Here is a 12512-nt window from a genome sequence, read left to right as displayed (position 1 = left end):
GTTCCAGTGAACAAGTGGTTCATCAAGGCCGCGGTCGCGGCATCCCTTCTTGTTTCGTCGGTGGCCCACGCCAGCGGGCTTCCCGTTATCGATGTGGCCAATCTGGTCCAGACGACGCGGACCGCCCTGCAATCGCTGAAAACGGAGATCTACGAGAACACAAACATTGCCTATCAATACCGGATGATGGCCAACCAGCTGCTGCAGGCCACCGGCATGGACCCCGTGCACCTGGCTGAACAGCTGGACGCCATCAAGGACGACATCGGCAAATACGACGTCTACGGCGTGACGCTGAAGGATCTCTATGGCACGGTTTCCGAGAATGCCGACTACCTGAGCAAGGTTCAGAGCATGGTGGCCGCATCCGGCAAATCCAGCGGTCAGTGGCTTGAAGATCAGCGCACGCTTCTCACCAACGGCGACAAGACCGCGAAGAACCTGTTCAACCTGGGCAACAGCGTCGTCAAGAACGTGCAGACCCAGGCGAAGCGACGCCAGAAGATCCAGAAGGAAATGAAGCTGACTGGAACGGCACAAGCTGCTGCCGAAGCGACGAATGAGATGCTGGATGTCCTCGCAAACCAGAACTCCGATCTGCTGCAGATCATGAGCGCCAAGACGCAGTCAGACGCCGACAAGGATCAAAAGGCACTGGCCGTCGAGGCCGAGTCGGTAGACGTCGCGCGCCGGCTGCAGGCAGAACGCGAACAGCAACGTCAGCGCATCCTGAACCTGAAATGAGCCACGCCTCGCTGATCCGACACAGCCTCTGTGCGATGCTCACCGCGCTCGTCTTCAGCTTCCTCACCCTCTTTTCCTGCGTTGCCGTCGCGCAGGAAGCGATCAGCAGTGGGGATAGCGCCACGGCTGCAAGTGCTGGCGCACCTGGTGAGGTCGGTCAAGGCATCAAGAAGGCGCTGGACAAGATGAACGGCCTGCGAAGCGGGCTCATCCAGGCTGCAGTTTGGCTCAGCGAGCGGACGCGACCTGACGCCAACAAGATCGCATTCGGACTCGGGGTAATCACCCTCGTCTTCGCCGGCCTACGATTCGCGGCAACGAGCGACGCAGTATCCGCGTGGACGGATCTCTTTGAGACCTTTCTGGTAGTTGGCATCTTCGCGTCTCTCTACGCCAGCTACACCAGCTTTGCGCCCGGGCTGTTTGTTTGGTTCAACGATCTCGCCCAAGCTATCAACGGGGGGGTAGACATCTACAACGTCCCAATCTCGTTGGCAAGGACCGGAGGTAGCTTCTACGACTCCGTGCTGAGGACACTACTCGCGGGGTTCGCCAACCCACTCAAACTGATTGATGCCGTCGTCTCAGCGATTCTGTTCGGCTTGGCATTCATTGCGGTGCTGATTGCGGCCTTGATCTACTCGTGGTTCATTCTGGTGGGTCACCTGCAGGTAGCCGTAGGCATCGTGGTGGGCCCACTAGCCGTCGCATTTGGCATGGCGGACGTCTCCCGAAAATACTTCACAGCGTGGCTGGACTACATGGTTACAGGATCGATGTATATGGTGGTCGCCGCCATCATCTCTCAGCTGGTGAGCGCCACACTGCTCAGCATCGTCTCAGACGTTGGCAACATCGGCACGGACACGCTTCTTGCTGCAAGCTACGCACTCAGTATTGCCATCCTATTGGGCTTTGTCGCGCTGGAGATTCCGAAGATCGCCGGATCTCTCTTCGGAACTGGTGGCGGGGTGAGTGGCACCGGTGGCATGAAGATGTTTGGGCGCGGAGCCTGGAACCTCGGCAGGAAGTTGGCAGGGAAATGATGACCCCTCACATTCACCTTTCCGCTTCCGATCTCCTTTCCTCCCAGGCAGACCGCGTCGCGCTCATCCGACAGTACGCCAACGAAGCGGATGGCGCGGACTTCAACAGCAAGTGGCTTGATGTGCTGGAGCGTTGTGCGACGTGGTTCTCCAGCATGCCGCTGCGCCACAACGAGCACGCCGAGGCCGGTGGTGCGTTCCGGGCAACGGTTGAGGCGGCCTACTTCGCCATGCGCCTGTCTGGCGCACAAAAGTTCGCGGCCAATCAGACGTCCGAACGGCGCAGGCAGTTGGAACCGCAATACCTGTATGCGCTGTTTCTCGCCGCCTGCTGCTCCCGCCTTGATGAGTCATGCCGACACTTCAAATTCTTTCGGGATAGGGATGGGGCGGAGTGGATCCCCGCCGTGCATGGAGCTTTCGGTCCGTGGCTAAGCGATGACACGTATCGCGTCACCCGTCGCGATGCGGTGCTCCCACTGGAGCGCATGCGCACCGCGTTGCTGGCGCGCGAGATTCTTGGTGCGGACCGGCTCGCACAGTTCGACGGCCAGGTCCTCGCTGATCTTTTTGGCGCCATCAACCCCGAGCCTCGACCGACCGGACTCGAGACCTTGCTTCAAAAGGTTGTCCGGCAGGCCATCGACACAGTGACACAGTTCGAGATCAAAGCCCGCCGCGCCGCCTTTGCGCCCGACAGGACGCCTGCACCGAGTGTCGAAGCGCTAGCCGCCGCGGTAGATTCGACCCAGATCAAGGCACCCGCCCCACCAGCACCGGCGCAAGCCGATTCGACACCCGGCCCGGAGAACGCGAGCACCGTGGTGGTGTCGCAGATGGAGAAGGAAGCAGGCCCTGGAACTGGCGAAGCCCAGTCTCAAGCCGAGACAGCCGAAGGCACGCAACGCGAGGTAGCGCGAAGCATCGTACAACTCGACGGCACCAAGTCGCTGCGCCCCGATCAGGCTGCCGACCCCTTCAAGGAAGCCTTGGAGGGTGCGTCCAACCTGATGCGCGAGTTCTTCAGGGCGCTAGCACAGGACGTGTCAGCGGGAAAGGTGAAAGTATCGTGGGTCGATAACAAGCTGGCAATTAGCAAGCGCATGCTCGGCAATTACGGCATCGCGTCCGAGACGCTCATCGACAACCTTCGCAAGTTCCAGCTGCTCTACAAGATCGTCGGCCAAGACATCCTTCTGGTTGACAAGGTGGCGAACCTCATTGCGTCCCCTCCGCAATCCCCAGAGAGCAGCGAGTGATGCACCACTACATCAATCACTTTCGGCCCATTTATGAATTCCGGGCCGCGATCGGGTGGCTTCTTGCCGCAGCTTTGATGTTGCTAAGCGATATGCCGAGCGCCGGGTATTTTTCCCTGTTCTGCGTTGGCATGCTGCTGTTCCGGTCTACACAGGTTTGGCGCGCGCTGAAGTTTCGGCTGGCCATCTCCACCAAGTGGCTTGCGGTCCTTCCGATCGAGGCGCTCCTCGCGCTGAGCGCTCGCATACGAAAGACCGACGATGCCATGTATCTTGGCACTGGCTTTGAGTGGACACAGAAGCATTGCCAGATCGCGCACGACATCCTTCGCATGCCGTCAAGCGATATTCCCGGCTTGCCGCGGTGGCTGCCGCAGCCTATAGTGGAGCGCGTCGAGAAACTGCTCGCGCCTGCGGGCAGCATTGCCGACCATTCGCCCCAGGGCAAATCATGGATACACGGCATGGAGCCGAAGAAGATCCAGGTGCCCTTTCACTACAAGGCGATGCCCGGCCATACATCGGTAAGCGGGACGACCGGCTCAGGCAAGACCCGGACCTACGAGGTCATTTCGACCCAGGTCATCCACAATCCCAACGACGTTTTAATCGTCATCGACCCGAAAAATGACGGCGAGTGGGTCGCACGTGTCAAGCGCGAGTGTGAGCGCACTGGGCGCAAATTTCTCTACTGGAAGCAGGCCGCTCCCTCGCAGTCCATCCGCCTGAACCCGTTAGAAAATTGGTCTCAACCCTCGGAAATCCCAACTCGCATCGCCCAGCTGATGGAGGAAGGACCCTTCCGCCAGTTCGCATTCTTGTTCATCGACCGCGCGGTAAAGGGCGAACTCTACGTCGGCGACAAGCCGAACCTGCGGTCAATCCTTCAATACGCCCAGAACGGCATTAACAATCTTCTGGATCGGGCCCTGCAGCGCTTCTTCCCTGAAGCCGGCAAGCCGGATTGGGAAGAGGAGGTGATGGGCTACATGCAACAGGCCGGCCAGCGCCCAGGCGGCACGCGCTTGGACGGGATGGCCCGGCTCTACATCGAGCGCTTCTCCGACAAGGGGAATGGCCACGAGGCTATCGATGGCCTCATCGCCACGTTCCAGCACGATCGGGACCACTACGGCCGCATCATCGCCTCTGCCCTGCCGTTGCTCCAGATGCTGGCCACCGGCGAGACGGGCCTCATGCTGGCGCCAAAGGCAGACGACTTCGACGATGACCGTGAGATCTGGGACATCGATAAGGTCATCAAGCAGAAGGCGGTGCTCTATGTCGGTGCGGATTCGCTCTCCAACTCTATGGTGGCCCAGGCTGTCATGTCGATGCTGCTAGCCGACATCGCTTCCGTCGCCGGTTCCATTTACAACTTCTACAAGAAGCCTCCAGAGATCGTCCTGATCGTCGACGAGGCAGCCGAGGCGATCAACGAGCAGATGCTGCAGATCCTGAACAAGGGCCGTGGCGCAGGCTTCAAGGCATTCGTCGCCTACCAGACACGCTCGGACTTCACCGCCAAACTGGGAAACGTGGCGAAGATGCAGCAGGTTTTAGGCAATCTGAACAACCAGCTCGTCTTACGATTGGAAGATATCGACACGGCCGAGTGGTTCTGCGAGAAGGCTGGCACCACGGCCATCCGGAATGTCGTGGTGTCGAGCAGCACAAGCACTGGCACCGAGGCGCATGTCGGGGAGTTCAGCGGTTCCGTGTCACGTTCGACCCAGCTTGAGAAAGCGCCATTGATTCCGCATGAGTTGATCATGCAGTTGCCCAACCTGCAGTACTTCCTGCGTATCTCCGGTGGCTCCGTCTACCAGGGTCGAATTCCAATTATCCAAGGTTAAAAGGTCAATGCGCACCAGCCTGTTCCGACAAATCGCCAAGGAATACAAACTCTCCGCGAAGCTCTCGCCCGTTTTCATCGTCTCGCCAGACCTGGACGACGTATGCACGCGGGTAGTCGAATACATCGGCGTGAACTTCCGCGTGCGTGAAGACCCGTTGGTCAAGGAGATGCTAACAGACGCTATCGCCGCCTGGCGCGCCGCTCGAAAGCATGGTGACGCCAACGCGGCCTTCATGAAAGGTCTGTTCGGCCGTGCCCACGATCTCTACGCCAAGCGCTACGCCGCATTCAAGGGCGAGAAGTACAACGTTTGGTATCCCTATCACGAGTCGATCCCCTCTTTCGAGCAACGCCAGCCCATCGGCTACGTCTGCCAGGTGGTAGACGAACCAGTTCCCGGGAATGTGACGCAGCGATGCGCAGCATTCCAGTTGGCCGCACGCGTGCTGACCGGGTACAGCTTTACCCGCTACTTCGAGAACTACGATGTCGCTCGAGACTTTGCATACTAAGGCGAGGCAATCGCTCGCTTCGCTGCGCAAGACCCAGCCGCGGATCGCCGCACGGCTCTTTCGCGTCGACGAGGCACTCGCGTTCGAAATGCAGGCGTGGATTTCCGCAGGGAATGCGGATACCCCGATACCAAGCGCATTCCTGCTCGGCAACGCGGCCCCGTGCTTCGCGCTGATTGGCATTGCGGCGCGTAAGCCGGCATTGTTCTGGGGCGCGCTCGCTGCGATCCCTGCGCTGCCTGTTCTGCTCGCTCTGCACTGGATCTGAGCCATGGCCAACAGTCGATTCGTCTCCCATGTTCGGATGTGGATGCTAGCCGCGCCGCTGATGATATGTGCCATCGCTCCGTTCATACAGGACGATGCCGTATTCGAAGTGAGTGAAGCGGAACAGGGTTCGGTTGAACATGTGCTCGGACAGCCCAAGGCGGACAAGGCAACGATGTTGGCTAACGACCGCTTTGATCGATGGTTTGTCCGGTCTGGTGCGTTGCGCGCATCGTTCTCCGGCTCGGATGCGAACACGGCGCTACCCGATGCCGGCGCATCCGAATTTGGGCGTGGTTGGATGCGGCACTTCTGGTTGACCATCTATCGAGCGGTCTATCGGTCGGCGGTTGCGCATTACTGGCTGTTTGGCGGCATGGTGCTGCTTGCTGCGCTGCTCAACGACGGCGCCGTGTCGAGAAGGATCCGAGCCGCCGGCGCTGGGTTCGCGAACCCGGTGACGTTCCATGTCGCCGCACATGGCTTGCTGCTGTGCTTCGGCTTCGGTGCATCCGCCCTGCTGCTTCCGATTTCCCTGCTGGCCTACTGGTGGACCTTAGGCGTCTGCCTGGTCGGCTTGCTCAGCTGGCGCCTTGCGGCGTCATTTCATGTCGGCAAGTAGTCGACACCATCTTTCTGAATGCCAAAGGCCAAGTGGCTGGCCATCCAAGGAGAAATTATGACCACTACCGATCTAATCCCTGCCGAGCTGCCCGCTACGGTCAGCGAACTGCTTGATCAGCCACTGGCCGCTGTTGCGGTCGACGTTGCCGGCACCGCGGATCGGCCCGATGACGTCGAGTCGGAGCTGCTTGAGATGGAGGCGTCTGCCGACGCCCTGCGGAAGGAAGGCATCATTTCAACGGCTGACCTGGAGAAGAAGAAGGCAGAGGTCGAGCGCACCCGCAAGCTGTTCCGCGAACTCTCGCCGGCAGACCGCCAAGCCATCGTTCGCCGGCGTCGCGAACTGGGTCGTCAAATTCTCGAGCGCGAGCTCGCTGGCGCGGCTGTCGTGGCCGTCGGACTGAAGTTGAATCACACCCGACTGCGGCCGCTGTTCGAGCAATGGTGGCCGTACATGAACCGCATGTCGCTCAACCTGCAGCGCTTCGGTCAGTCGACCTTCTCGCGCAGCGAATTATCGACCATCGAAACGTTCCTGGAGCGTGAGTTGGCAAAGCTCGAGGACTATGTCGACGAGCAGCTGCGCGTCGCAACCGCCTACCGCCAGCAACGCGAGCAGGAGATGCGGGCCAAGGACGACATCGTTTTCGAACCGACGATTACGCGGCCGTCCGTCGAGCTGGAGGTCCAGGCCTACTCTCGCTTTGCCGTCCGAGCGCTTCAGGTCCTCATCAAGTTCGACCAAACCATGGACCAGTTCGATTTCATGGTCTGGAACGGGATCCGCGACATGACGGACGTCAATGACGAGGTCACGAGGTTCCTGCGAAAGTTCCAGCCGCTCGGCCTCCGCTGCTATACGACACACCTGAAGCTGATGACCACCGTTCGCGGCGTCTGACTGTCCGCCTGCACGGTCCCGCTCAGTCACACCAAGTCCCACCAAGCCCTAGTTTCTACCCTCCGTTTAGAAGTAAGAGGATTGGCACTCTGTGGGACGCAGTGCCACTTGGTGATGGCTAGTGGGACCACGTGAGACATGATCTCACTTTCGAACGTATCAACAGACGTCGACATCTGCCCCGAGGTACCACTTCGGGGTACTTGCTGTTTTGAACCGGCACCAAGTGCCACTTACTGCCACACTGCGATCGCCATGTCGCTCGAAAAGGTATTGGAAGGACTGAACCCCGCCCAGCGCGAGGTGGTCGACCTGCGTCAGCACTGCGTCGCCGTGGCCGTGCCAGGCGCCGGAAAGACGGCGACGATTGCGGCGAAGGCAGCCGTGCTGCTCGCCAACCCAGACGTGACGGTGGGCGCGGTAACGTTCAGCAAGGACGCTGCGGTCGAATTGCGTGACCGTATCCTGGCGCTAGCCGGGGCCGATGCCAAGAAGCGACTGCTCGCGGGCACCTTCCATTCGCTGGCCTATAAGCAACTCGGGAAGGGAACCGGCAAGCTCACCGATATCGTCCACGACGGCGTTCGATTCGCTATCGTCGGGCAGATCCTGCAGGAAGGGGGATTTGATGGGAAGGTCGAGGATGCGATCGCTGCGATTGAGCGCGCCAAGATGCAACTGGCCGACCCGCCTTCAGGAACTGTGGAGGCTCAATTGTATGAGGCCTATCAGAGCGCCCTGGCCCGGAACGGCAAGATCGACTTTCAGGACATGCTGCGGTTGGCTGTAGCTGGGATGCAAAGCGGAACCATTGCGCCCTACCGTATGACGTACCTGCTGGTCGATGAGTACCAGGATTGCGACAGCTTGCAATCACGCTGGACGGCGCTGCACGCGGAGGCCGGTTCGATAGTGACGGTGGTCGGGGACGATGATCAATCGATCTACGGATTTCGAAGTGCGCTCGGATTTCGGGGCATGGAGGTATTCATCAAAGAGTTCGACGCACGGTCCGTCATCCTCGGGAAGAACTACCGCTCACACACTGAGATCCTGGACATCGCGGATCGTGTCATTCGAAACAACAAGGACCGTATCCTGAAGGAGCTGGTAGCCCATCGCGGGCCTGGCGGCGCTATCGAGTTCAAGCGATTTGAGGACGAGTACAAGGAAGCCGTTTCAGCCGTTGAGGCGCTGACACCGGTTTTGCGGGCTGGCAAAACGGCGGCCGTGCTGGCGCGGACGAACCGCATTCTCGATCCATTGGAGGCCGTCTGCCGCTCGCACGGTATCAAGTACTACCGGGCAACCGGCCGCTCTATCCTCGATCGCCCGGAGGCAGCGTTGATGGGGGACCTGCTGGAACTGATTCAGAAGTCCAAGAGCTCTGGCATCGATGCCCTGCTAGGTTTCGCCGGAATCAGCTCGCATGAGCTGCAGCTGCTACACACGCAGACTACGGCGAAGCCGGAGGGATCGATTCCGCGAAAAAAGGACCTGGTGCAGGCCGGGATCGCAGAACCAACAGTCGACAAGTATCGCGATTTCCTGAAGAAGCTGGCGGAATGGCAAGCGCTCTGTGAACGCGAGTTCCTTTCCCTCGTTCTCGATGGCGTGCGCGAATGGATGCTCAAGTTTGTGGCGGACGAGCCGGGCAAGCGCGCTATCAATACCGCATATGACGTCCTGACGCGGCTGAACGGTCCATTCTCGGAACGCGTGCTGTTTCTGCGCCAAAAGAATAACGAGCCGGCCGACGACGCCTTGGTGCTGACGACCATGCATGCCTCCAAGGGGCGCGAATGGTCGGCTGTTGTTGTGATCCGGGCCGAGGAAACCATCGTTCCGGACGAAGCCAGTCCGGAGAGTGAGGAGCGGCGACTTTTCTACGTTGCCCTCACGCGCGCCCGCGACTGGCTGCAGATTTCTACGGCAAAGAAGAACCCCACGTCCCGGTTCGTTGTTGAAGCCGGGCTAACTTGATTTATTAAGCAACCGATCGTTCGTGGCGTCTGATGGTTGCGAGCTCCCTGCCATCGCGCGTGCCATAGCCGTCCGGCACTTCATTTTTGTGCGTAGCGGTGGCACTCGGATTTCAAGGAGGGGTTGTTGAGCCCGTAGGCATCCTCATAAGCGAAAAAAGCCTGGAGTCCGCATGCTCCAGGCTTTTAATCGGCATTGACAAAAGGCGTAGCGGGCTTCAAAACCCTCTTGACTCGTCCAACAACAAGACAGTCTGAGTTTATGAAGCCCACCCTTCGTTGTCAATGCTCCCCACAAGTTTGCGCATTGATCGAAGAAGATGAGATATCGCTTCGACGGGCTTCCTATTGCCCGAAGAACAACAACGTGTGGCGGTGCGCCGCACTCTCCGGCCCCTGTCGAAAGCCACGGTTCGCAAGCCAAGCCAGCCAGGTGCGATGCCGGCCGGCTGCCGGAGCGGATTCTCAGAGCGATCGCGTTGGTCTACGAGTCCGATGGGCTCCGCGCTTTGCACATCACCAATCGCCAAGTCTTGGCAACGCTCATCCGCTTCGCCCTGAACCAGAAGGATCCCACCTCGCTCGCCTTCATAAAGAAGGCAACGATTGCGCAGCACCTCGCGATTAGCGAGGCCACTGTCTATCGGGCGCTTGGCGCACTTGAAGACGCCGGGCTTATTGAGCGTGAAAGGCAGCAACGCACGAGGACGCAACTCGAGGTTGTCGGGCGCATCGGGTTCACCGCAAAGTTGCTACAGTGCATCGGGATCGCTAGCCGGGAGCTTGGGCACCCAGAACCTCGAACGGGCTCCGATGAGTCGCGGTCCAGCTCCGCATGTCTCGCACCGGTGAGTGGCGTAAACAACCCCAACCAGTCTTCTACGAAGAAACATTCGGGGCCGAGAGAGTTTGTGCAAATTGATGATCGGGCCGTGCCCATTGATCTAGCGCCTCTCGTGCGTGACCAAGAGCTGACGACGTCCGCCCTCTTCCTTTTGATGCGGCTCGCGAGGGAGGCCGGCCACCGACTGTCGGACGTTGTTTCGGCAGCGGGTCACTTTCTTGGTCCACTCCGGGGACGAGAGCTGTTCGCCTACCTCAAGTCTCTCCTCGGAAGGCCCATAGACTATAGGCATGTCGTCCAAACTCGGAAGGCCCAAGAAGACGAGAGGCGCGCAACCGCCGCGCAGGCGGCACAAGACCGGCTGGAGGTTGCCCAACTCATTGAGCGATACCGTGGGCGACGGGTGTCTGCACCCGACGGTCGGATCTATGAGGTCGACTCGGCGTCGATTGTGATCACCGAGGCCAACGGTCGCCGTAATTCATTAGGGCATGAGCAAGCGCGTGCCTGGCTGATCGAGATGGACAGAGCTGCGACTGGGCTCTCGCGTGCCCTAGCCCAGCCGTCGTCAGCGAAACGGTCATCGTCGGCCATGGCACAGGCCGCTATTGAGCAAGTTCGCGGCATCCTCGGTGGCAGACCTCCTTCCAACATGTTCAGTCGGCCTGCTTAATGAGGGCATCGGCGTTGCGCATTTGGTGGGCCGGGTGGGATTTGAACCCACGGTGTCCTCTCGGAGGCGGATTATGAGTCCGCTGCCTGCAACCAGCACGGCGTCCGGCCCTGAGTATTGCGCACCTGCACTTCCAGGTGCGGCGATTGTATGCGTGCAGCCGAGGTTGGTGGGGGCCGGCCCGCAATAGAGCGGACGCCGCCGTGGCCTAATTTGTCACGCGATACCGCTTGATGCCGGTGAGCGCGGTCCACGCTGCGCGGCGTTAGGCCGGCTTTCCGTCACTAAAGAACGTTGTCCTGACTATTCGCACGGCTGCGGGCAGCCTTCCTCAGCTCACCGGCCACAAATGAACAGAATGAAGTGGCAATATTTGGTCGCTCCATAATGTTCTTTGCGTTTATGTCCGCAGGTTTGAGACCTTGACGCTCGATCGTTCGCGTCCCAATCGTCTTCGTCGTGACGAACTTACGGACTAGGTCTTCACGGGTCGTCATCTCGGCGCTCTCAAAATAGTCTCGAGCCGCGCGGACTTCCTCCAGCCTGCGACGCTCTGCGGCGGCGTCTGCCGCTGCAACGCTCGCCGCGACCGCGGTCTGCGCAGCAGACTTCGATTCGACTTCCTCCTTAGCCTTGTCTGCGAGCTTGGCTTGAACTCTCTCAACTTCCTTGTCTGCTTCGGAAACGCGATAGTCGTTTGCGATTGCATCCAACAAATAGCCTGATGCTCGCTTGACCTTGTCACCGGAACGGATACGCCATCGAACGTATTCGATAGCCTGCTGAATCCTCTCATCCGTCCAGACGCTGCGGTTATCCGCGATTCGCTCGAACTGAGAGTCAGTCAGTGCAAACTCCTTCTCCAATGCCTGGAAGAGCGCCACCGAATTAAGCATGGCCGCTTTGGACGCCAGGGCGGCATCCTTTCGCTTCATCTGGAAACGAATCTGGTCTTTCTTCCTAGACCGGGGTGTCCCCGCACGGGTCTCATAGGACAGTTCAATGTCGGAAAGCTCGTTGATTTGGCTTACTGCTTTGTCAAGGTAGTCACGCTTGAAGTACTTGAACTCCGCGTTATTGGCCCATGACTTGCCCGGTAGATTCCGCACAACATCGAGGGGCAACCAGTCCGTCCGCTCGTCCGATACGTTGGGCAGGATGTGGTCATAGATGGCGCGAGCGTAGATGAGCGTGAACTTCGACGTGACCAGAAGGCTCGTCCAATACGAATTCTCCGGGTCTTTGATGAGCCGTTGAAGCTCTACAGGGACACGGAATCGAATCCGTCCGTCCCTCACACTGACCCGACCGATCAATTCGAGCCAGTCGCCCTCTTCGTCTGAGACCCGCACGGTATCGACATCAGGATTGCGGGCATCGCTGTCAGTCTCGTCGCCGTCATGTGCCGCACCGGGGCTTTCAAGGAGACGGCCGCTCGCGTCCACCGACACAACGGGTGCGCTGGTCACTTCGAGCATCGACGACTTCACGCTGCGAATAACGCTCGAAAAGTGTTTCCTGTTCTTGCTGTCATAGCGCATCAGCCATTTGAAAAAGCTTAGCGAGACTTCGTAGCCTTCCTTGACCTCGGGTTCCTGCGCCACGATAAAGTACGCAGCGTCGACAAACCGGCGAGCGGACATCCCCAGTCCGACAATGCGAGCGAAGACCTTGTTTTTGTGGTAGCCAATATCCTTGTCGGTGGCGACCTCATGTATGGCTGTCTGTGCGGGCGCCATCTCGACGAATAAGTCGAGCGCGTACTGTAGTGGTGTCACCCGCTTTGCTACGCTGCTTGCCAT

General features: G+C 59.4%; 10 protein-coding genes and 1 tRNA gene. 9 read left to right on the top strand and 2 right to left on the bottom strand.

Annotated elements, in window-relative coordinates; all coding sequences use genetic code 11:
• Positions 1 to 6 precede the first annotated feature (6 nt).
• The 9 genes from CTP10_RS37565 to CTP10_RS37525 all read left to right on the top strand — a co-directional run bounded on the left by CTP10_RS37565 (position 7) and on the right by CTP10_RS37525 (position 9194).
• Entirely contained in the window at positions 7 to 744 is a 738-nt protein-coding gene (locus CTP10_RS37565; protein WP_070940838.1) for a conjugal transfer protein TrbJ, read from the top strand.
• The gene (locus tag CTP10_RS37560) at positions 741 to 1790 is read left to right on the top strand and encodes a type IV secretion system protein (RefSeq protein WP_058698208.1); all 1050 of its coding nucleotides are present in this window, start codon (positions 741 to 743) and stop codon (positions 1788 to 1790) included. The genes CTP10_RS37565 and CTP10_RS37560 overlap by 4 nt, the downstream gene beginning before the upstream one ends.
• Complete coding sequence (locus tag CTP10_RS37555; protein WP_058698256.1) at positions 1790 to 3049, top strand: TraI domain-containing protein; 1260 nt, start codon at positions 1790 to 1792, stop codon at positions 3047 to 3049. The genes CTP10_RS37560 and CTP10_RS37555 overlap by 1 nt, the downstream gene beginning before the upstream one ends.
• Positions 3049 to 4905 carry a conjugative transfer system coupling protein TraD gene (gene traD / locus CTP10_RS37550; protein ID WP_058698209.1) on the top strand — a complete coding sequence of 619 codons (1857 nt, stop codon included), beginning with the start codon at positions 3049 to 3051 and terminating at the stop codon, positions 4903 to 4905. Before CTP10_RS37555 ends, traD begins: the two co-directional genes overlap by 1 nt.
• Positions 4906 to 4912: 7 nt before the next feature.
• Complete coding sequence (locus tag CTP10_RS37545) at positions 4913 to 5419, top strand: hypothetical protein (protein ID WP_058698210.1); 507 nt, start codon at positions 4913 to 4915, stop codon at positions 5417 to 5419.
• A complete protein-coding gene (locus CTP10_RS37540) occupies positions 5394 to 5687 on the top strand; it encodes a hypothetical protein (protein ID WP_233528063.1) in 294 nt (97 codons plus the stop codon). Before CTP10_RS37545 ends, CTP10_RS37540 begins: the two co-directional genes overlap by 26 nt.
• Positions 5688 to 5690: 3 nt before the next feature.
• Positions 5691 to 6308, top strand: coding sequence for a DUF4400 domain-containing protein (locus tag CTP10_RS37535; protein ID WP_058698211.1), 618 nt, complete (start codon positions 5691 to 5693; stop codon positions 6306 to 6308).
• A gap of 57 nt (positions 6309 to 6365) precedes the next feature.
• Positions 6366 to 7211, top strand: a complete 846-nt coding sequence (locus CTP10_RS37530) for a hypothetical protein (RefSeq protein WP_058698212.1) — start codon at positions 6366 to 6368, stop codon at positions 7209 to 7211.
• Between the two features lie 255 nt (positions 7212 to 7466).
• Positions 7467 to 9194 (top strand): ATP-dependent helicase, encoded by a 1728-nt coding sequence (locus CTP10_RS37525; RefSeq protein WP_058698213.1) that lies wholly within the window; start codon positions 7467 to 7469, stop codon positions 9192 to 9194.
• 1539 nt (positions 9195 to 10733) lie between these two features.
• Here CTP10_RS37525 and CTP10_RS37515 read toward each other — a convergent pair.
• Together CTP10_RS37515 and CTP10_RS37510 are read right to left on the bottom strand one after the other, a co-directional pair.
• Positions 10734 to 10821: transfer RNA gene (locus tag CTP10_RS37515), tRNA-Ile, on the bottom strand.
• Positions 10822 to 10994: 173 nt separating this feature from the next.
• Positions 10995 to 12512 (bottom strand): replication initiation protein, encoded by a 1518-nt coding sequence (locus CTP10_RS37510; protein ID WP_058698215.1) that lies wholly within the window; start codon positions 12510 to 12512, stop codon positions 10995 to 10997.

Origin of the sequence: Cupriavidus sp. P-10 (genome assembly GCF_003402535.2) — a bacterium.
Lineage (GTDB): Bacteria > Pseudomonadota > Gammaproteobacteria > Burkholderiales > Burkholderiaceae > Cupriavidus.
This window is presented reverse-complemented; position numbering and strand designations above follow the sequence as displayed.